Annotated in this window: 16 protein-coding genes and 2 pseudogenes; 7 read left to right on the top strand and 11 right to left on the bottom strand. The window is 68.8% G+C overall.

What is annotated here, in order from left to right; genetic code table 11:
- A partial coding sequence (locus A5773_RS09480; RefSeq protein ID WP_067790650.1) for a TetR family transcriptional regulator occupies window positions 1–468 on the top strand: 468 nt, incomplete at its 5' end.
- Here the strand turns inward: A5773_RS09480 and A5773_RS26495 are convergent.
- The 3 genes and pseudogenes from A5773_RS26495 to A5773_RS09470 form a co-directional block, all read right to left on the bottom strand.
- Window positions 440–567: pseudogene (locus A5773_RS26495) on the bottom strand (SDR family NAD(P)-dependent oxidoreductase); the annotation flags it as partial. The gene A5773_RS09480 and the pseudogene A5773_RS26495 sit on opposite strands and share 29 nt — an antisense overlap.
- Window positions 554–1,453, bottom strand: coding sequence for a TIGR03619 family F420-dependent LLM class oxidoreductase (locus tag A5773_RS09475; protein ID WP_066953270.1), 900 nt, complete (start codon window positions 1,451–1,453; stop codon window positions 554–556). The pseudogene A5773_RS26495 and the gene A5773_RS09475, both read right to left, overlap by 14 nt.
- Window positions 1,454–1,541: 88 nt before the next feature.
- Complete coding sequence (locus A5773_RS09470; RefSeq protein WP_067790647.1) at window positions 1,542–2,165, bottom strand: NADPH-dependent F420 reductase; 624 nt, start codon at window positions 2,163–2,165, stop codon at window positions 1,542–1,544.
- A gap of 99 nt (window positions 2,166–2,264) precedes the next feature.
- Here A5773_RS09470 and A5773_RS09465 point away from each other — a divergent pair, with 99 nt between their 5' ends.
- The 4 genes from A5773_RS09465 to A5773_RS09450 are packed head-to-tail and all read left to right on the top strand — an operon-like array spanning window position 2,265 to window position 5,480.
- Window positions 2,265–2,747, top strand: coding sequence for a MarR family winged helix-turn-helix transcriptional regulator (locus A5773_RS09465; RefSeq protein WP_067790644.1), 483 nt, complete (start codon window positions 2,265–2,267; stop codon window positions 2,745–2,747).
- A 39-nt stretch (window positions 2,748–2,786) separates the two neighbouring features.
- A complete protein-coding gene (locus A5773_RS09460) occupies window positions 2,787–3,224 on the top strand; it encodes a nitroreductase family deazaflavin-dependent oxidoreductase (RefSeq protein ID WP_066953264.1) in 438 nt (145 codons plus the stop codon).
- A 38-nt stretch (window positions 3,225–3,262) separates the two neighbouring features.
- Window positions 3,263–4,546, top strand: a complete 1,284-nt coding sequence (ilvA, locus tag A5773_RS09455; protein WP_067790641.1) for a threonine ammonia-lyase — start codon at window positions 3,263–3,265, stop codon at window positions 4,544–4,546.
- Between the two features lie 13 nt (window positions 4,547–4,559).
- Window positions 4,560–5,480 (top strand): phosphatase PAP2 family protein, encoded by a 921-nt coding sequence (locus tag A5773_RS09450; RefSeq protein WP_197507865.1) that lies wholly within the window; start codon window positions 4,560–4,562, stop codon window positions 5,478–5,480.
- Window positions 5,481–5,491: 11 nt separating this feature from the next.
- Here A5773_RS09450 and A5773_RS09445 read toward each other — a convergent pair whose 3' ends face one another.
- Window positions 5,492–6,154 (bottom strand): pyridoxamine 5'-phosphate oxidase family protein, encoded by a 663-nt coding sequence (locus A5773_RS09445; RefSeq protein ID WP_067262568.1) that lies wholly within the window; start codon window positions 6,152–6,154, stop codon window positions 5,492–5,494.
- 35 nt (window positions 6,155–6,189) lie between these two features.
- Between A5773_RS09445 and A5773_RS09440 the strand changes: the two genes are divergently transcribed.
- Entirely contained in the window at window positions 6,190–7,518 is a 1,329-nt protein-coding gene (locus tag A5773_RS09440) for an aminotransferase class I/II-fold pyridoxal phosphate-dependent enzyme (protein WP_067790639.1), read from the top strand.
- Window positions 7,519–7,525: 7 nt separating this feature from the next.
- Here the strand turns inward: A5773_RS09440 and A5773_RS25970 are convergent, their stop codons facing one another.
- From A5773_RS25970 to A5773_RS09410, 7 genes and pseudogenes are all read right to left on the bottom strand, one after another.
- Window positions 7,526–7,681: a hypothetical protein gene (locus A5773_RS25970; protein ID WP_156659514.1), complete on the bottom strand. Its 156-nt coding sequence runs from the start codon at window positions 7,679–7,681 to the stop codon at window positions 7,526–7,528.
- A 51-nt stretch (window positions 7,682–7,732) separates the two neighbouring features.
- Window positions 7,733–9,466 carry a malto-oligosyltrehalose trehalohydrolase gene (gene treZ, locus A5773_RS09435; protein ID WP_067790636.1) on the bottom strand — a complete coding sequence of 578 codons (1,734 nt, stop codon included), beginning with the start codon at window positions 9,464–9,466 and terminating at the stop codon, window positions 7,733–7,735.
- Complete coding sequence (gene treY, locus A5773_RS09430; RefSeq protein ID WP_067790633.1) at window positions 9,459–11,759, bottom strand: malto-oligosyltrehalose synthase; 2,301 nt, start codon at window positions 11,757–11,759, stop codon at window positions 9,459–9,461. The genes treZ and treY overlap by 8 nt, the downstream gene beginning before the upstream one ends.
- 3 nt (window positions 11,760–11,762) lie before the next feature.
- The gene (glgX, locus tag A5773_RS09425) at window positions 11,763–13,961 is read right to left on the bottom strand and encodes a glycogen debranching protein GlgX (RefSeq protein ID WP_066953253.1); all 2,199 of its coding nucleotides are present in this window, start codon (window positions 13,959–13,961) and stop codon (window positions 11,763–11,765) included.
- Window positions 13,962–13,999: 38 nt separating this feature from the next.
- The gene (locus A5773_RS09420; protein WP_067790630.1) at window positions 14,000–16,150 is read right to left on the bottom strand and encodes an acyltransferase family protein; all 2,151 of its coding nucleotides are present in this window, start codon (window positions 16,148–16,150) and stop codon (window positions 14,000–14,002) included.
- Window positions 16,151–16,513: 363 nt separating this feature from the next.
- Window positions 16,514–17,167: pseudogene (gene ripD / locus A5773_RS09415) on the bottom strand (NlpC/P60 family peptidoglycan-binding protein RipD); the annotation flags it as partial.
- 323 nt (window positions 17,168–17,490) lie between these two features.
- A complete protein-coding gene (locus A5773_RS09410) occupies window positions 17,491–17,943 on the bottom strand; it encodes a hypothetical protein (protein WP_066953247.1) in 453 nt (150 codons plus the stop codon).
- Between the two features lie 62 nt (window positions 17,944–18,005).
- Here A5773_RS09410 and A5773_RS09405 point away from each other — a divergent pair, with 62 nt between their 5' ends.
- Complete coding sequence (locus A5773_RS09405; protein ID WP_067790624.1) at window positions 18,006–19,310, top strand: adenosylmethionine--8-amino-7-oxononanoate transaminase; 1,305 nt, start codon at window positions 18,006–18,008, stop codon at window positions 19,308–19,310.
- Window positions 19,311–19,353: the final 43 nt, after the last annotated feature.

The following is a 19,353-nucleotide window of genomic DNA, read 5'->3' as shown; positions in this document are numbered from 1 at the left end:
GAGGCCGGCGTCGATCCCGCGTTGGTCATGCACTACTTCGGCAGCAAGGCGGATCTGTTCGCCGCCGTGTCGCGGCTCGAGGTCAGCTTTCCCGATCTCTCCGGCGTCGCCCCCGAGCGCCTCGCGGACGTGCTGGTGCCGCTGTTCGTCCAGGTGTGGGATCCGCACGGTTCCTTTCTGCCGCTGCTGCGCGCGGCCGCGACCAATCGCACGGCCGCCGACACTCTGCTGGCGGTTTTCGTCGAGCAGGTGGCCCCGGCCCTGGCGACCGTCACCCCCGACCGCGCCGTGGAGCGGGCCGCGTTGGTGGGCTCACAGGTGCTGGGAATCGCGATGGCCCGCTACGTCGTCGGGGTGCCGGCGCTGGCCGAGATGGACGACGCGACGCTGACCGAATGGGTGCGCCCGGTGCTCGCGCGCTATCTGACGGGCCCGGCGCCAGAGCTTCCTGCCGCCGGCCCGAGATGAAAACGTGAGCTCCTTCGTCAACGAACAACCTGGCACCGGCCAGCGCCAAACCGCTTGAGCCGCCCGTGATCACCGCACCTTGCCGTCAAGCTTTCCCACGATCACTCCATCGGGCGATTACCCGGCCGGCGAAGTCAAGCATCTGGTCAAGGCTGGGGAACATGGCGAAAGCATCCACGATCGCCTCATCGGCACCGGACCCGGCGAGGCGCTCGAGCCGGCCGACGACCGAGTCAACGGACGTGCCCGGTTCGAGGTTGATCCGCAGGGCCGTCTTCAACGCGTCAGGATCGCGGCCGGCGTCCTGCGCCGCACGGCGCGCAATCGACCACAAGTGGTCGGTGACCTCGTCCTGCAGCCCCTCGACCCCGAGCCAGCCGATGCCGCTGCGGCCGACCCGGCGCATCGCGGCCTCGCTGGCACCGCCGATCCAGATGGGCGGACCACCGGCCTGGACCGGGCGCAGGTCGGCATGGACAGGCGGCAGGGAGAAGAACTCGCTGTCCCAGGACACCGGGGTCCTCGTCCACCACTCGTGCAGAAACGCCAGCAGGTCATCGAGCATCCGCCCGCGCCGGCGCCAGTCCGCGCCGCGGGCGATGTCGTGCTCGTCCTTCATCCACCCGATTCCGACGCCAACGTCAAGGCGGCCTTCGCTGAGAACGTCGAGCGTGGTCAGCAGCCGGGCCAGGTGCACCGGCTCGTAGTAGAACGTGCTGAGCGTGCTGGCGTTCAGCCGCACCCGGCTCGTCGCCGTCGCGGCGACAGTCCACAGCAGCACCGGATCGAGGTAACGGGTCATCTGCGGCGGGTACGGCTGTTCCTTGCCCGGATAGGTGCTGTGCATGTCCACCGGCGTGACCAGACGATCGCCCACCCACAGCGTGTCGTAGCCAAGATCCTCGAGTCCACGGCAGAACGCGCTCAGGCCAGTGGCGCTGCTGATTGCGGGCCCGACGATGGGGAGTGCGAAACCGAGCTTCATCGCAAGAGTCCTCTTCTATCGTTTCAATGATCCATCAACTATTACTTTGGGGCGCACGTGCGCTCGTTTCTGGACCGCGCGGTGCGGCTCAGCCGGGAACGGTGGCGCCGAGGGCGAAGTCGAAGTTCCCCACCCCGTGGCGGGCGAGGCCCATCATGACCAGGCCCGTTCCTTCCAGCCAGTGCGCCATGTTCAAGCCGCCGACGTCGAGCGGGCGCAGCCCGAGGCTCTCGATGAACGCCGCCACGCCCGCCTTGGCGCGCGAGTCGTCGCCGGCGATGAACACGTCGAGCGGCCGGCCCTGGGCCAGGACGACACCGAAGATGGTGTTGAATGCCTTCACCACGCTGGCGCTGGCCGGAGCCGCCTTGGCAACTTCCTGCGCGATCGAGGTGTCATCGGGGATGGCCAGCCCGTCGGCCGCGGAATTGAAGGGGTTGCTGATCTCGACAATGACCTTGCCCGCGAGGGCATCTCCGTACTGGGTGACGACCGGAACGACGTTGGCGTACAACAGGGCCACGAGGACCAAGTCCCCGGTAGGAACGGCGCCGAACTCTCCCGTCGTGGCGCCGCTGCCGAGAGCCTTGGCCAGGGCGGCGGCCTTGGATTGATCGCGGCCGATGACCTCGACGGTGTTGCCGCCTGCTATCGCCAGCTCGCCGATGGCGCGGGCCATGTTCCCGGTGCCGATGATGCTGATGCTGCTCATGAGGTGTCCCGTCTTTGAATAACGAACGAAAAAGGTTGACTCGTCCACCTTAGGTCCGTTTGATGACGCGTCAACCAATTCGCGATAGCATGGAGGCTAATGGAACCGAACTGGCTGACCCCTCGCGAAGACCGCGCCTGGCGGGCATTCCAGCATGCGCATCATCAGCTCGACGTGCACCTGAACCGGGGCCTGCAGGAATCGGGCCTATCGGGGGCCGACTACGAGGTCCTGGCGGTGCTGTCGGCTCACGACGGGGATCGCATGCCCGCCCGCGACCTGTGCAACACACTGGGCTGGGAGAAGAGTCGCGTCTCCCATCAGGTGAAACGGATGCAGAAGGACGGGCTGATCTGTCGGGAGCCCAACCCCGACGACGCCCGCAGCACCATGGTCTGCCTGCTGCCGGCCGGCCGCGCCGCCATTGAGAAGGCGGCGCCGGGGCACGTGGAGGACGTCCGCCGGAACTTCATCGACCTGCTCACCCCGGCTGAGCTCGACATGCTCGCCGCCCTCAACGAAAGGGTCCTCCGCCACCTGGCCAAAGACGACGACCCGCCTGCCGACGGCGAGCCCTCATAGCCCGGCCTCGCAGGTTTGCACCCGGCATAGAGTTGGGGCATGCCACTTTCTGGGGAATACGAGCCGAGCCCATGGGATTGGGCCCGCGAACAGGCCGAGAAGTACGAGCAGTCGGGCGGGACCGAAGCCACCGATATGAAGGGGAAACCCATCATCGTGCTGACCACCGTCGGGGCCAAGACGGGCAAGCTGCGCAAGACCCCACTGATGCGGGTCGAGCACGACGGCGAGTACGCGATCGTCGCCTCACTCGGTGGGGCCCCGAAGCACCCCGTCTGGTACCACAACGTCGTCAAGAATCCCCGGGTCGAGCTGCAGGACGGCGGCACCACCCGCGAATACGACGCCCGCGAGGTGTTCGGCGACGAGAAGGCGGTCTGGTGGGAGCGCGCCGTCGAGGCCTGGCCGGACTACGCCGAATACCAGAAGAAAACGGACCGCCAGATCCCGGTGTTCGTGCTGACCCCGGTCGGCTGAATTCCGGAGTTGATCGGCTGCCATGGCACCATTGATCAGTGTCCGCCGAACTGAGCCATCACCCGAGCGTCGCGCCGCTGTGCGCGGCTGACATCGACGGCGCGGCCAAGCGGATCGCCGCGGTGGTCACGCCGACCCCGCTGCAGTACAGCGACCGGTTGTCGGCGATCACCGGCGCGCACGTCTACCTCAAGCGCGAAGACCTGCAGGTAGTGCGTTCCTACAAGCTGCGCGGGGCCTACAACCTGCTGGTGCAGTTGTCCGACGGGGAGCTGGCCGCGGGCGTGGTGTGCTCGTCGGCGGGCAATCACGCACAGGGCTTCGCCTACGCGTGCCGGACGCTGGGGGTGCACGGCCGCGTCTACGTGCCCGCCAAGACCCCCCAGCAAAAGCGGGACCGCATCCGCTACCACGGCGGTGATTTCATCGAGCTGATCGTGGGTGGAACCACCTATGACCTGGCCGCCGACGCCGCGCTGGCCGACGTCGAACGCACCGGCGCCACGCTGGTGCCGCCTTATGACGACCCGCGCACCATGGCCGGTCAGGGCACCATCGCCGTCGAGGTGCTGGACCAATTGGACGACGAGCCGGACCTGGTGGTGGTCCCCGTGGGCGGTGGCGGCTGCATCGCCGGCATCACCACCTACCTGGCCGAGCGGACGACGAACACGTCGGTGCTGGGCGTCGAACCGGCCGGGGCCGCGGCGATGATGGCCGCACTGGCCGCCGGCGCGCCCGTGACACTGGACCACGTCGACCAGTTCGTCGACGGCGCGGCGGTGCGCCGCGCGGGCACGCTGACCTACGCCGCGCTGGCCGCCGCGGGCGACATGGTGTCGATCACCACGATCGACGAGGGGGCGGTGTGCACCGCGATGCTGGACCTCTATCAGAACGAGGGCATCATCGCCGAGCCGGCGGGCGCGCTGTCGGTCGCGGGGCTGCTGGAGGCCGACGTCGAGCCCGGCTCCACGGTGGTGTGCCTCATCTCGGGCGGCAACAACGACGTGTCGCGCTACGGCGAGGTGCTGGAACGCTCGCTGGTCCACCTCGGCCTCAAGCACTACTTCCTGGTGGACTTCCCGCAGGAACCGGGTGCGTTGCGCCGGTTCCTCGACGAGGTGCTGGGGCCCGACGACGACATCACCCTGTTCGAGTACATCAAGCGCAACAACCGCGAGACCGGCGAGGCGCTCGTGGGCATCCAGTTGGCCTCGTCGGCAGATCTGGACGGTTTGCTGGCGCGGATGCGGGCGACGGAGCTGCACGTCGAACGCCTCGAGCCCGGCTCACCGGCCTACCGCTACCTGCTGTTCTAGACTCAGCGCGGCGATGCGTAACTCGCAGTATGGACCCGGCACTGGCGGATTCGGCCTGGTCAGCGCGGGCGTCATTGCGTCGCTCATATTGCTTGCATGGGCGGCGATTTGGGTCGCTCGGCACGGACCCCGGTTACGGACGCTCGCAGGGCGGGTGTCCAACTCGGCCGTAATCGACAAAACGCTGACCTGGGTCCGTGACCGGATCAGCGACCGGGGGTGGATGCCGGCGCGTCGGTGGCCGACGGGCGAGGTCGCCGGTGTCGCGTTGCTGCTCGGACTGGTCGTGGTGGTGGCGTTGGCGGTCGGCTTCACCGAAGTGCTCGAGGACGTGCTCGAGGGCGACGGCATCGCCGGGATCGACCAACCGGTGACTCGGTGGCTTGCGGCCCACCGTGACCTGTGGCTGACCGCCGCTCTGCGGGCGATCACGGTCGCGGGCGGACCGCTTTTTCTGACTGCGCTCGCCTTTCCGATTTCCGTTGCCGCGGGTTGGCGGTGCAGGTCATGGCGGCCCGTGGTGCTTGCTCTGGTTGGCGGCGGCGCGGTTCCGCTGGTGCTCTTCACCGCCAAAGCCTTGGTCGGTCGACAACGCCCGCCCCTGCCTTTCGCTCTCATCGACGCGGACGGGTATTCGTTTCCCTCCGGACACGCGACCGGCACCGCGGCGATCATGGTCATCTCCGCGTGGATGCTGACCCGCTGGCTGATCCTGTGGTGGACCGGGCGCGTGATCGTATGGGCCGTGGCGATCGGCTCGGTCTTCCTGATCGGGTTCTCGCGCGTCTATCTGGGAGTTCATTACGTCAGCGATGTGCTCTCCGGGTGGATGCTGGGCACGGCCTGGGCCGGCACCGTCGTGCTCGTCGGAGCCTGGTGGGACAACTCGCGGCGCGCACGCGGCCGGGTGGGCGCCAGACAACCGGAGCTCTGAGCAGCCGCGACTCAGGCTAGGCACTTGCTGAGATACGGCGGCACAGGAGTGCCGGGATCCAGATCCCCGGCCGGCACCGGCTCCCCGGCCGCCACGCTCAGCGGCACCACCCCCGCCCAGTGCGGCAGCGCGTGATCCTCCGGATCGTCGACCGGGGCACCGGTGCGCACCTTGGCCGATACCTCCACGAGGTCGAGCGCGAGTACCCCGGTGGCGGCCAGCTCGCGCGCGTTCGGGGCTCGGCAATCGGCGGCGCGGCCGGGCGCGATGTGCTCGAGCAGGCCGGCGAGCGCCTGCAGTTGCTCCGCCTCGTCGTCGACGACGCGCGCGGCGCCCAGCACCACCACCGAGCGGAAGTTCACCGAATGGTGCATGGCGGCACGGGCCAGCACCAGCCCGTCGACCAGGGTGACGGTGACGCACACCGGCAGGCCCGACGGCGCCGCCCGGGCCGCCAGCAGCGGGCCGCTCCCGGTGGACCCGTGCAGGTAGAGCGTCTCGCCCAGGCGGGCATGCGTGGTGGGCAGAACCACCGGCCGGCCGGCGCTGAGGTAGCCCAGGTGGCAGACCAGCGCCTCGTCCAGGATCTGGTGCACGCTTTCCCGGTCGTAGCGCGCGCGCTCCCGGTAGCGGGTGGGCGTGGTGCGCGGCGTCGGCTCGTATCCGGTTTGCATAGCGTAGACCTTTGTTCTAGTACATAATAAATAGTGTGCCAGTACAAAGCAGGATAACCGGAACGGGTGCGGAGTCCATAGCCGCCAGCATCGAAGCCGCCATCTCGGCGGGCTCACTGGCGCCCGGCGATGCGCTGCCGCCCGTGCGCGACCTGGCCGGTCAGCTCGGCGTGAACGCCAACACCGCCGCCGCGGCCTACCGCCTGCTGCGGCATCGCGGGGCCGTGGAAACCGCCGGCCGGCGCGGTACCCGGGTGCGGCACCGCCCCGCGACCACCCCCCGCTCCCTGCTCGCGCTCGACGTCCCCGCTGGCGTGCGTGACCTGTCGACCGGTAACCCGGACCCGGCCCTGCTGCCCCTTGCGGGCGCCACGCTGCCCGGTCCGGTTGCCGGCCGCCCGGTGCTGTACGGCGAGCCGGCCATGTCGGCCGCCCTGTCGGAGTTCGCGCGGGCCGCGCTGTCCGCCGACGGCGTACCGTCCGATCACCTCGCGGTCACGAGCGGAGCGCTCGATGGAATCGAGCGCGTCCTGACCGCGCATCTGCGTCCCGGCGACCGGGTCGCGGTGGAGGACCCGGGCTGGGCCAACCTGCTCGATCTCCTTGCAGCCCTGGGCCTTTCGGCCGAGCCGGTCCGGGTCGACGACGACGGGCCACTGGTCGACGACCTGGCGCGGACCCTGGACCGCGGGGTGCGCGGCCTGATCATCACCAATCGCGCCCAGAACCCGACGGGTGCGGCGCTGTCCGCCGATCGCGCCGCCGCGCTACGGCCACTGTTGGCGCAGCGGGCCGACGATCTGCTGCTCGTCGAAGACGATCACTGCGCGGGCATCTCCGGCGCGCCGCTGCGCACGCTGGCCGGCGTGACCGAGCATTGGGCATTCGTGCGATCCGCGTCCAAGGCCTATGGACCCGACCTGCGGGTGGCCGTCCTCGCGGGTGACCATCGCACCGTCGAGCGCGTGCACGGCCGACTGCGGCTCGGCCCGGGCTGGGTGAGCCACCTGCTGCAGGATCTGGCCGTCAGCCTGTGGTCGGACCGGGCGGCCGCGCGCCTCGTCGGCACGGCCGAGCGGCAATACGCCGACTCCCGCCGCCGGCTCTGCGCCGCCCTGGCCCAGCGTGACGTCGCCGCCCACGCGCGCTCCGGCCTCAACGTATGGATTCCCGTGCCCGACGAGACGGTCGCGATCACCCGGCTGCTGCGCGCGGGCTGGGCCGCGGCGCCGGGCACGCGGTTCCGGATCCGCACGCCGGCGGGCATCCGCGTCACCATCGCCGACCTACGAGCCGACGAGATCGACCCCCTGGCGGACGCGATCGCCGAGGCGGTGCACGGCTCGGGCCGCCCCAGCGTCTAGCGGGGCGTCAACGCCCCTCGCCGCCAGCGCTGCCCAGGCCCGGGCCCGTCCACAACAGCGCCACGCTGCGCGCCGGCGGCGTTTCATCGATCACGACGAGCGGAGCCGGCACCGGCTTCTTCTTCTTGAGCAAGCCGATCCACCGGCTCAGCGATTCATTCATGGGCGAATCATCGGCGGCCGCGCGGCCGGCCGCGCACCGTCATCCACAGGCTTACGCCCGCTCGCGCACCGCCAGGATGGCGAACGAATGGCCGTCCAGCACGGTGCTGTCGGCATCGACCGCGGGATCACCCCAGGCCAGCACCACGTCGCCGGCGACGGGCACCTTCGTCGCCTCGGCGCCGAGGTTGCACACGATGCGCAGCCGGCCGCGCGACACGCTGATCCAGCGTTGTTCCTCGTCGTAGTCCACCGCGAGGTGCTCCAGCCACGCGTCGGCCAGGTCGGGGTCGCTGTGCCGCAACGCGATCAGGTCGCGGTAGAGCCGGTGCAACCGGCCGTGTTCGCCGGAGTCGACCTCGTCCCAGTCGAGTTTCGAGCGCTGGAACGTCTCCGGGTCTTGCGGGTCGGGGATGTCGTCGGCGTTCCAGCCGTGTTCGGCGAACTCCGCCTTGCGCCCTTCCGCGGTGGCCTTGGCCAGCTCCGGCTCGGGATGCGAGCTGAAGAACTGGAACGGGGTGGACGCCGCGTACTCCTCACCCATGAAAAGCATTGCGGTGAAGGGTGTCCCGAGCACGAGCGCCGCCTTGATCGCCAGCTGGCCGCCGGTCAGGTTCTGCGACGGGCGGTCCCCGAGGGCCCGGTTGCCTACCTGGTCATGGGTGCAGGTGTAAGCGACCAGCCGGGTGGCGGGAATGGAACCCGTGTCCAGCGGGCGTCCGTGCCGGCGGTGCCGAAACGACGAATAGGTGGCGGCGTGAAAGTAGCCGTGCCGCAGCGTCTGGGCGAGGGTCGCCAGCGACCCGAAGTCCGCGTAATAACCCTGGCGTTCACCGGACACCGCCGTGTGGATGGCGTGGTGGATGTCGTCGGCCCACTGCGCCGTCAGCCCGTAACCGCCGCGGTCGCGCGGGGTGATCAATCGTGGGTCGTTGAGGTCGCTCTCGGCGATCAGCGACAGCGGACGGCCCAATTGGTCTGCCAGCCAGTCCGTTTCGGTTGCCAGCTCCTCGAGGATATGGAAGGCGGTGGTGTCCACCAGCGCGTGCACGGCGTCCAGGCGCAGGCCGTCGGCGTGGAAGTCACGCATCCAGCGCAGCGCGCAGCCGATGATATAGCGGCGCACCTCGTCGGAGTCCGCGTCGGCGATGTTGATGCCTTCGCCCCACGGGTTGCTCGCCGACGACAGGTAGGGGCCGAATTTGGGCAGGTAATTGCCCGACGGACCGAGGTGGTTGAACACCGCGTCGATGAGTACCCCCAGGCCGCGCGCGTGGCAGGCGTCGACGAACCGGACCAAACCGTCGGGACCGCCGTAGGGCTCGTGCACGCTATACCAGAGCACGCCGTCGTATCCCCAGCCATGCGTCCCGGCAAAGGAATTCACGGGCATCAGCTCGACGAAGTCGACCCCGAGGTCCACCAGGTAGTCGAGCTTGTCGATGGCGGAGTAAAAGGTGCCGGCGCCGGTAAAGGTACCCAGGTGCATCTCGTAGATCACCGCGCCCTCGACCGGCCTGCCTTGCCAGTCGCCGTCGGTCCAACGAGCGCCGGCCGGGTCCCACAGCTGCGAGCGGGCGTGCACGCCGTCGGGCTGCCGGGCCGAGCGCGGGTCGGGCAGCACAGTGGGATCGTCGTCGAGCAGGAAGCCGTAGCGGGCGTCCGGTGCCGCGTCGACGTTCGCGTGCCACCAGCCGTCATCCGCGCGCGTCATCGCGTGCACCTGGCCCTCGACATCGAGCCGGACCAGCTCCGGTTTGGGTGCCCAGACCCGGAATTCAGTCATGGTGGCGCTCCAGCAAGACGACGGGCAGGTCGGCGAACAATTGCGCCGCCGAGGTCGGCCCGTCCGCGATGGCCCCCGTGAGCGTGTCCTTCCACGTTCCCTCGGGCAGCGGCAGCACCGTATTGCCCCAGCCGGACTCGGTCAGCCGCACGGTCCAGCGGGTGACCGCGACCAGGACGTCGTCGCCCCGGCGGAACGCCAGCACGTGCTCGGTCGCGTCGCCGCTGGCCAGCACAGGGACGTAGTCGCCGTGCAGGAAGCTGTCGGGGTGGGAGCGTCGCACCCGAAGCGCCGTCGTGACGACCCGAATCTTGGGGTGTTCCAACGCCTTCAGGGCGGCCCGCCGGGCGGTGTAGTCGACGGCCCTGCGGTTGTCCGGGTCGACGAGGCTGTCGTCCCAGAGTTCGGTGCCCTGGTAGACGTCCGGTATCCCGGGCACGGTCAGGGCCAGGAGCTTCTGGCCCAGCGCGTCGCTGGCGGCGTGCGGGTTGAGCTGGGTGACCAGTTTGGTCAGCTGACCGGCCACCGGTCCGTCGAACACGGTGTCCAGCCATCGGTGCACCGCGTCCTCGAACTCGGCGTCCGGATCGTTCCACGAGGTGTGCCAGGCCGCTTCCCGGATGGCCTTCTCGGCGTAGCCATGCAACCGCTCGCGCAGCTCCGGGCTGACCGCGCCACTGACCGGCCAGACGCCGAAGATGTTCTGCCACAGGAACTGTCCGGTCGCCGGATCCGGGGAGGGCGCGTCGGCCTCCCAGCGGTCGACGAACTCAGCCCACAGCGACGGGACCTGCGAGAGCACCCCGATCCGGGCGCGCACGTCCTCGCCCCGTTTGGTGTCGTGGGTGGTCAGGGTCGTCATCGTCTGCGGCCACAAGCGGGCACGGTCGGCCGCGCTCTGGTGGAACTCCGCCGCGCCGACGCCAAAACGATGCGGTTCGCCACCCACCTCGTTGAGCGACACCAGCCGGGCGTCGCGGTAGAAATAGCAGTCCTCGACGGATTTGGCGGTGACGGCTCCGCAGAGCTGCTGCAGGCGGGTGGCCGGTTCGCCGCCGCGGGCCAGCGCCGCCGCGAGCACCTGCAGCGCGGGCCCCAATTCCGGTGACTCCGACTGGGTTTCGGCCAGCGCGTTAGGCATGATCGCCGACAGGCTTGGGTAATCGCAGCGGTAGACGCCGATATGGGTGAGCAGCGCGGCGACCGCCGCGGGCAGCTGCGGATGATCGGCGCCGGCCGCCGCCACGATGCTGCGGCGCAGCCGCCCCAGTTCGCTTGCCAACGTGTCGGTGGCCGCGCGGATCTTGAGTTCCGCCAACATCTCCGGCGCCGCCCCGTAGTCCAGCCCCGCCGACTCGACCAGCTCGGTCAGGGCCGGGGCGCCATTCGGGTCGACGAAGACGCCGCCGATCTCCCGCAGCACGTCGTAACCGGTGGTGCCGCCGATGGGCAGGGTGGGTTCCAGCGCCTCGTCGACCGCGAGGATCTTCTCGATCACGATCCACGTCTGCGGTCCAACCGATTCGCGCAGCCACGCCAAATAGCCGCAGGGGTCTGACAATCCGTCGGGGTGGTCGATGCGCACGCCGTCGACGAGTCCCTCGGCGGCCCACCGGGCCACCTCGGCGTGGGTGGCGTCGAACACGCCGCGATCTTCCTGGCGCAGTCCGGCCAGCGAGGTGATCGAGAAGAAACGCCGGTAGCCGCAGACGCCGTTGCGCCAGCCCACCAGCCGGTAATGCTGGCGGTCGTGCACCTCGGGCCCGGTGCCCTCGCCGGAACCGGGCGCGATCGGCAGCGCCAGGTCGCCCAACCGGAGCAGGTCCCCGTCGACGTGCAAGTCGGCGGCGTCGTCGTCGGAACCCAGGATGGGCAGCACGATCCGGCCGTCCTCGTCGAGGTCCCAGTCGATGTCGAAATATGTTGCGTAGTCGGACGAACGGCCGTGCCGCAGGACGTCCCACCACCACGCGTTCTGTTGGGGCTGGTCGATCCCCACGTGATTGGGCACGATGTCGACGATCAGGCCGATGCCGCGCTCTCGCGCCGCCTCGGACAGCCGCGCCAGCCCGTCTCGGCCGCCGAGTTCGGGCGAGACCGTCGTCGGGTCGGTGACGTCGTAGCCGTGGTTCGACCCGGTGGCGGCGGTCATGATCGGGGACAGGTATAGGTGCGAGACCCCGAGTTCGTCCAGGTAGTCCAGTAGGTTTTCCGCGTCGGCGAAGGTGAACGCGAACCCGCTGGCCTCACCACGCAGCTGCAGCCGGTAGGTCGACAGTATGGGAAAGGCCATGCGTCAGAAGGTCTTACGTAATACCAGAAGCGAGCGTCCGGGCAGCGAGACTTTCTCTTCGGCCTTCACCAGCTGGTCGGCGTCACCGCCCGGATGGTTGGTGTCCAGTTCCACGGTCCACTCCTGCGCATAGTCGTCGTTCGGCATCACGAACTCCACGGGTTCTTCGCCGGCGTTGAAGCACAACAGGAATGAGTCATCGACGACCCGTTCACCGCGTGCGTTGGGTGCCGTGATGGCCTCACCATTGAGGAACACCGCCACACACTTGTGAATGCTCTCGCCCCAATCCTCGTGCGTCATTTCGCGGCTGCTCGGATTCAGCCAGGCGATGTCACGCACTTCCTCGCCGGTTCGGATCGGCTCACCTTCGAAGAACCGGCGGCGGCGGAACACCGGATGGTGCTTGCGCAGCGTGGTCACCTTGCGCGCGAACGCCAGCAGGTCCGAATTCTTGTCCGCCAACGACCAATCCATCCAAGACAATTCAGAGTCCTGGCAGTACACGTTGTTGTTGCCGTCCTGCGTGCGGCCCAGCTCGTCGCCGTGGGCGATCATCGGCGTGCCCTGGCTGAGCATCAGGGTCGCCCAGAAGTTGCGCATCTGGCGGCAGCGCAGCTCCATGATCTCCGGGTCGTCGGTGGGTCCCTCGACGCCGCAGTTCCACGAGCGGTTGTGGCTCTCCCCGTCCCGGTTGTCTTCGCCGTTGGCCAGGTTGTGCTTTTCGTTGTAGGACACCAGGTCGTTGAGCGTGAACCCGTCGTGGGCGGTGACGAAGTTGATGCTGGCGCTGGGGCGCCGGCCGGTCGCCTCATACAGGTCCGACGACCCGGTCAGCCGGGACGCGAACTCGCCAAGGGTTGCGGGCTCGCCCCGCCAGTAGTCACGCACAGTATCGCGATACTTCCCGTTCCACTCGGTCCACAAACCCGGGAAATTTCCCACCTGATAGCCGCCCTCGCCGACGTCCCACGGTTCGGCGATCAATTTGACCTGGCTGACGATCGGATCCTGCTGCACCAAATCGAAGAACGCGCTCAATCGGTCGACGTCGTGCAGCTCGCGTGCGAGTGTGGCGGCCAGATCGAAGCGGAAGCCGTCGACGTGCATCTCGGTCACCCAGTAGCGCAGCGAATCCATGATGAGTTGCAGCACGTGCGGGTGGCGCGGGTTGAGGCTGTTGCCGGTGCCGGTGTAGTCCTTGTACAACCGCAGGTCCGTGTCCACGAGCCGGTAGTACGCCGCGTTGTCGATGCCGCGGAAGTTGATGGTCGGCCCCAGGTGGTTGCCCTCGGCGGTGTGGTTGTACACCACGTCGAGGATGACCTCGATGTTGGCTTCGTGGAAGCTGCGCACCATGGATTTGAACTCCGCGACGCTGGAGTTGCGGTTGGACGCGTACTGGTTGTGCGGCGCGAAATACCCGAAAGTGTTGTAGCCCCAGTAGTTTCGCAAGCCCAGGTCCAGCAGCCGCGAGTCGTGCATGAACTGGTGCACCGGCATGAGCTCCAGCGCGGTGACGTTGAGCGACTTGAGGTGATCGATGACCAGGGGGTGGGCCAGGCCGGCGTAGGTGCCGCGAAGTTCCTCGGGGATGCCGGGGTGGGTCTGCGTCATGCCCTTCACGTGGGCCTCGTAGATCACCGTTTCGTGGTAGGGGGTGAGCGGCGACCGGTCGGAGCCCCAGTCGAAGAAGGGATTGCTCACCACGCTGGTCATGGTGTGGCCCAGCGAGTCGACCATCGGGGGAGTCCCGGGGTCGGCGTCATCGGCGTTGGGATCGTCGAGGTGGACCGCATTCAGGTCGTAGGAGAACAGCGCCTGGCCGAAGGTGAAGTCGCCGTGGAAGGCCTTGCCGTACGGGTCGAGCAGCAGCTTGCTCGGGTCGCACCGATGGCCGGCCGACGGATCGAAGGGCCCGTACACCCGGAAGCCGTAGCGCTGGCCCGGGGTGATGTTCGGCAGATAGGCATGCCAGACAAAGCCGTCAACCTCGTCGAGGGCGATCCGCGACTCCGCTCCGGCATGGTCGATCAGACACAACTCGACCTTCTCGGCTATCTCGGAGAACAACGAGAAGTTGGTCCCCGCGCCGTCATAGGAAGCTCCGAGCGGATAGGGGGTCCCCGGCCACACGGTGGCCAGTTTCGGCTGATGGTTACCAGTAACGCCTGTTTCTGAAGCGTATTTGTCGGTCGGCACCTTCTGACCTTATCCGCGCTCGGCGGTGTCGGGGCGCGTCACCACCAACCGGTGCCGGCAGCTATCTGGCGGCCCAATTCCCCTGCCATGGTCCGCACGTAAGTGGGGGTGAGGTGGTGGGCGCCGTGGTAGATCAGCACGTTTCCCTCGACCGGGCGGCACACGTCGGCACGACAGATCGCGTCGGACATGTCGAGCACCTTCAGCTGCGGGAACTGGGTGACGAAGTCGAGGGTTTGATTGCGGTCGGACAACACGTCGGAACGCTTGATCGCGCACGACTGGGGGTTGCCGTTCTTTTTGGCGAGGCAATCCGCCGGGTCGAACGGCTGGCCGTTCTTCACCAGCCACGGGGTGTCCCGCATGCCGAGGATCGGAATGTTGTTGTCGGAGAACCTCTGCCAGATTCCGATGTAGGTCGCGGGCATCACGTCGCCGGGCTTGATGTTCCACGGCCGGGTGGTCGTGGTGAACACGTAGTCGGGATGGTCGGCAATGACCATGGTCATCGTCTGTTCCACCCACTCCCGGCACTGCGGGTAGGCGGCGTTGTTGCCCATGATCAACGGGACTTCCTCGGTGGACAACGGACAGCCCATCTTGAGGTACGTCACCACCTTGAAGTGGTGCAGCTGGCCGAGCAGGCTCAGCGCGGGCAGCCAGTGTTCGGCGTGGGACCCACCCGCCAGTGCGATGGTGCGGTCGGCGGCCACGTCGCCGTAGGTGCAAACGACCACCGCCGGGTTGACGAAGTCGCTGATGCAACCGTCGCGGGTGGAGGACGGCAGGTCTTCCTTGACCTCCAGCACGCTGGGCCGCATCGGCAACGCCGGCACCCGCACGCGTTCGGTCAGGGCGCGCGCGCCCGGATAGTCCTGCGGGTTGAGCACGCTGAGCTCCTTGCCCGCGGCGCGCAGGACGGTGACGTGCTGGCGCCACGTGAACGACGTCGCGGTCAGCGTCACGCCGAGCAGCACGATCGCGGTTCCCAGCGCCATCGTGGGCCTGGGCAGGCGCGCCAGCCACGCGGGTGCGGGCGCCGGTGATTTCCCGGAGGCGCGGTAGCGCAGTGGGTCCTCGACGAGCCGGGTGGTCAGGTAGGCGAGCAGGCCCGACACCAGCAGCACGGTCGTGCCTTCGACGAAGTTGGCGTGCTTGTGCCCGGTGAAGGACAGCCAGAAGATCAGCAGCGGCCAGTGCCACAGGTAGAGCGAATACGCCATCGCGCCCAACGCGACGAGCGGCCCGGCCGCCAGCAGGCGATTCGGCAGCGGCAGCCGGTCCCCGGGATGACGCTGCAGGTTCGCCCCGGCCAGGATCATCAGCATGGTGGCCCCGACGGGCACCAGGGCCCACGGTCCGGGAAACTCCTTCACGCCGTCGATCAGGGCGCCGCAGGACACGATCGCCGCCAGCGCGACGGTGGCCAACACCGTCCGCAACCACATCGGCCAGCGGATGGCCGGAACCACCGCGCCGACCAGCGCCCCGAGTAGCAATTCCCAGGCCCGCCCGAAGCTGTTGTAGTAGGCGGCGGCCTGGTCGTCCTGATGCGCCACGATCGCGTACACGAACGACGCCACCGTCAGCGCCGTCAACAGCACCAGGAACAGGGTGCGCAGGTGGGCGCCCAACGGACGCCGGAAGAAGAAGGCGCAGCCGGCGATCAACAGCAGGAAGCCGACGTAGAACTGACCCTGCACCGACATGGACCAGATGTGCTGCAAGGGGCTGACGGCTTCGCCCGCCCGCAGGTAGTCCGACGCGGTGTTGGCCAGCTCCCAGTTCTGGTAGTAGCCGAGGCTGGCGAGGCTTTGGTCGGCGAAGGTCTCCCAGCGGGTCTCCGGTTGCACCAGGATGGTCAGCACCGCGCACCCGGCCAGCACCACGACCAGAGCGGGGACCAGCCGGCGGACCAGCCGGATCACCTCGGCAACCGGCGACAGGGTGACGGCGGGATTGAGCGCCGCGCGAATGATTTTGCCGCCGAAGAAGAATCCGGACAGCGCCAAGAACACGTCGACCCCGCCCGAGACGCGGCCGAACCAGACATGGAACACGGCGACCAGCGCGATCGCGATACCCCGCAACCCGTCGAGGTCGTAGCGGTAGAACCCCGCGTTACGCGTTCCCGTAGCGACCGTTTCCTCGGTCGCGATCGGCAGGGGAGGCGTGGACAGGGTCGACATGATCGACCGCTAATTTACCGAAAACCGCCACCCGCTCCCGTTTAGGAGCAGGTGGCGGCGGTCGATAGTCCCGCAAGCCCCGGGAAATTACCGGGCGGGGCCTGCGGCCGGGGGCAGGAACGGCGATTGCTGGGGCGGCAACAGCTGCACGGGGGCCTGTTGCGGCGGCACTTGCTGCGTCGGCAGCTGCGGGAGCGGGGCCAGCGGGGCCTGTTGCGCCGGGAGTTGCTGCCGCGGCGCTTGCTGCACCGGGGCCAGCGCGGACTGCTGCTGCAACGGCGCTTGCTGCACCGGCGCTTGCTGCACCGGCGCCGGCTGCACCGGTCCCGGCTGGGCCGGAGCCTGCGGCAGCGGGGCCTGCTGCTGGGCGGGCAGTTGCTGTAGCGGGGCCTGCTGCGATGGGGCTTGCGCCGGCGCTTGCTGCGCGGGCAGTTGCTGCACCGGGGGCTGCTGCAGCGGGGCTTGCTGCGCCGGCGCCTGCGTCGGCACCTGCTGAGGCAGTTGCTGGGCCGGCGCCGGCTGGACCCCGAGGACCCGGACCAGGTAGGGAGCCATGCCGTTGGCTCGCACCGGCGAAACCTGGACGACGTCGCCCACCTCGAGCATCTGGTTGTTCCCCAGGTACATCGCGACGCTCTGCGTGCCTTCGGGTCCGTAGAAGATCAGGTCACCCTTTTGCGCCTGCTGCGGCAGCACCTTCTGACCGACCTTGTACATCGCCCCGGACGAACGCGGCAGCTTGATGCCCGCGCCGGCGTAGGCGTATTGCATCAGGCCCGAGGCGTCGAACCCGACGGTGTTGATGCCCGAACCGGTGCCGCGGGTGGGACCGTTGATGCCCCCGCCGGCCCAGGAGAACGGCACGCCGCGCTGCGACAGCCCGCGCGCGATCACCACGTCGGTGGCCTGCTGGTAGTCCATCGGCCGGACGCCCGGGTCGGCGGATGCGACCGCGGGGGCGGCCAGCGGGGCCGCCAGCATCGCCAGACCGATCGCGATGGCGTAGATGCGTTTCATTGTTCTTGGCCTCTCCGGCGCTCAGTGGCTTCAGCGCGGTGACTTCACGCGTCCGCCGCCGATCCATGCCCTGGGCGAGGACCCCGACGTTGGGGCCGGCGCCGCCGCATGACACTTGCGGATGTGACAGCGGGCACGACACCCCCGTTTTCACATCAGTCACTGCAACCACTCTGACAACAGAAGGTGTTAGCCGCCAGGCCCCGGCGGGATTATTTGTCGTACCGTGACCGGACGGTGACTGCGCGGCACGAATCCCGTATGCGCAGTTGTGATTTCGGTCTCAGTCGGGCCCATGTGGACCAACCGCGGCGGCGGTGCGCCTAGAGCCAATAGCGTTCGCTGAAGGTGGTCAACAGGGAGCCGACGACCGAGCTGACCATGACCAGCGTGAGGGCCAGAACCGGCCAGAAGGACATGTACCAGCCCTTCAGCATGGAAACGAGGGGGCCGACGACCGCTGCGGCGATCGCCGCGCCGATACCGCCCCACACCACCGGACGGATGTAGTAGTCGATGCCGAAGGGCACCGGCCCGCAGGTCTCGTCGGCGCACACGTGCTCGAGGAAGCCGAAGAGGCGGTCCGGCCAGGTCGTCGCGGTGGCCAGGACGACGAGGACCACCAGCAGCGCGACGGTGGAAACGACGTCCCACGGGGCCAGCCGCACGCGAATGACCCGCGGCGCTTCGTCGTCGTAGTCGACCAGCGGGGAATTGGCTTTCGCGGTCGGAGACGCGCCCGCGGCGGGGTTACCGGGCGATTGCGGCGTGGCCATCGGATCCCATGCTCCCCGATGGGCGGACTTTGTGCGACTCGGCTGCTTTACCCTCGATCACTATGCCTGCGGCGAGGGCCGGGTTGACGCCCGAGCAGATCAGCGCGATCGACGCCGCGCATCTGTGGCACCCGTACAGCACCATCGGCGGCGAGGCGGTCGCGCCGGTGGTGGCCGTGGCGGCGCGCGGCGCCTGGCTGACCCTGATCCGTGACGGCCGGCCCATCCAGGCGCTGGACGCGATGAGTTCCTGGTGGACCGCGATCCACGGGCACGGCCACCCCGTCCTGGACGCGGCGCTGACCAGGCAGCTGGGCGTGATGAACCATGTCATGTTCGGCGGGCTCACCCACGAACCGGCCGCCCGGCTGGCGCAGCTGCTGGTGGACATCACCCCGGCGGGGCTCGACACCGTTTTCTTCAGCGACTCCGGCTCGGTGTCCGTCGAGGTAGCCGTCAAGATGGCGCTGCAGTACTGGCGCAGCCGCGGCCGGCCCGGCAAGCACCGGCTGATGACGTGGCGGGGCGGCTACCACGGGGACACCTTCACGCCGATGAGCGTCTGCGACCCCGACGGCGGCATGCACTCGCTGTGGACCGACATCCTGGCCCGCCAGGTGTTCGCCCCGCAGGTGCCGCGCGACTACGACGCCGGCTACAGCGCGGCGTTCGAGCAGCAACTCGCCCGGCACGCCGGGGAACTGGCGGCCGTCATCGTCGAGCCGGTGGTGCAGGGCGCGGGTGGGATGCGCTTCCACGACCCCCGCTACCTGCGCGACCTCCGCGAGCTGTGCCGGCGGCACGACGTGCTGTTGATCTTCGACGAGATCGCCACCGGCTTCGGCCGCACCGGCGAGCTGTTCGCCGCCGACCACGCCGGGGTGAGCCCCGACATCATGTGCGTCGGCAAGGCGTTGACCGGCGGGTACGTCACCCTGGCGGCCACCCTGTGCAGCACCGACATCGCGCACACCATCAGCACCGGCGAGGCCGGCGCGCTCATGCACGGGCCCACCTTCATGGCCAATCCGCTGGCCTGCGCGGTGTCGGTGGCCAGCGTCGAGGTGCTGCTCGGCCAGGACTGGCGCGCACGGGTCAAGGAAATAGCCGGCGGCCTGGCGGCCGGGCTCGAACCCGCCCGGGCGCTGCCGGGCGTGACCGACGTGCGGGTGTGCGGCGCGATCGGCGTCATCGAGTGCGCCGGTCCGGTCGACCTGGCCGTCGCCACCCCGGCGGCCATGGATCGGGGCGTCTGGCTGCGCCCGTTCCGGAACCTCGTCTACGCGATGCCGCCCTACATCTGCTCGGACGCCGAGATCGCCCAGATAACCTCGGCGATGGTCGAGGTCGCGCGCCTCGTCGGCTAGCAGTGGCGACCCCGAGCGCCCGGCTTCGCCGCGCTGACGATCG

It is taken from the genome of Mycobacterium sp. 852014-52450_SCH5900713, assembly GCF_001667075.1.
Lineage (GTDB): Bacteria > Actinomycetota > Actinomycetes > Mycobacteriales > Mycobacteriaceae > Mycobacterium.
This window is presented reverse-complemented; position numbering and strand designations above follow the sequence as displayed.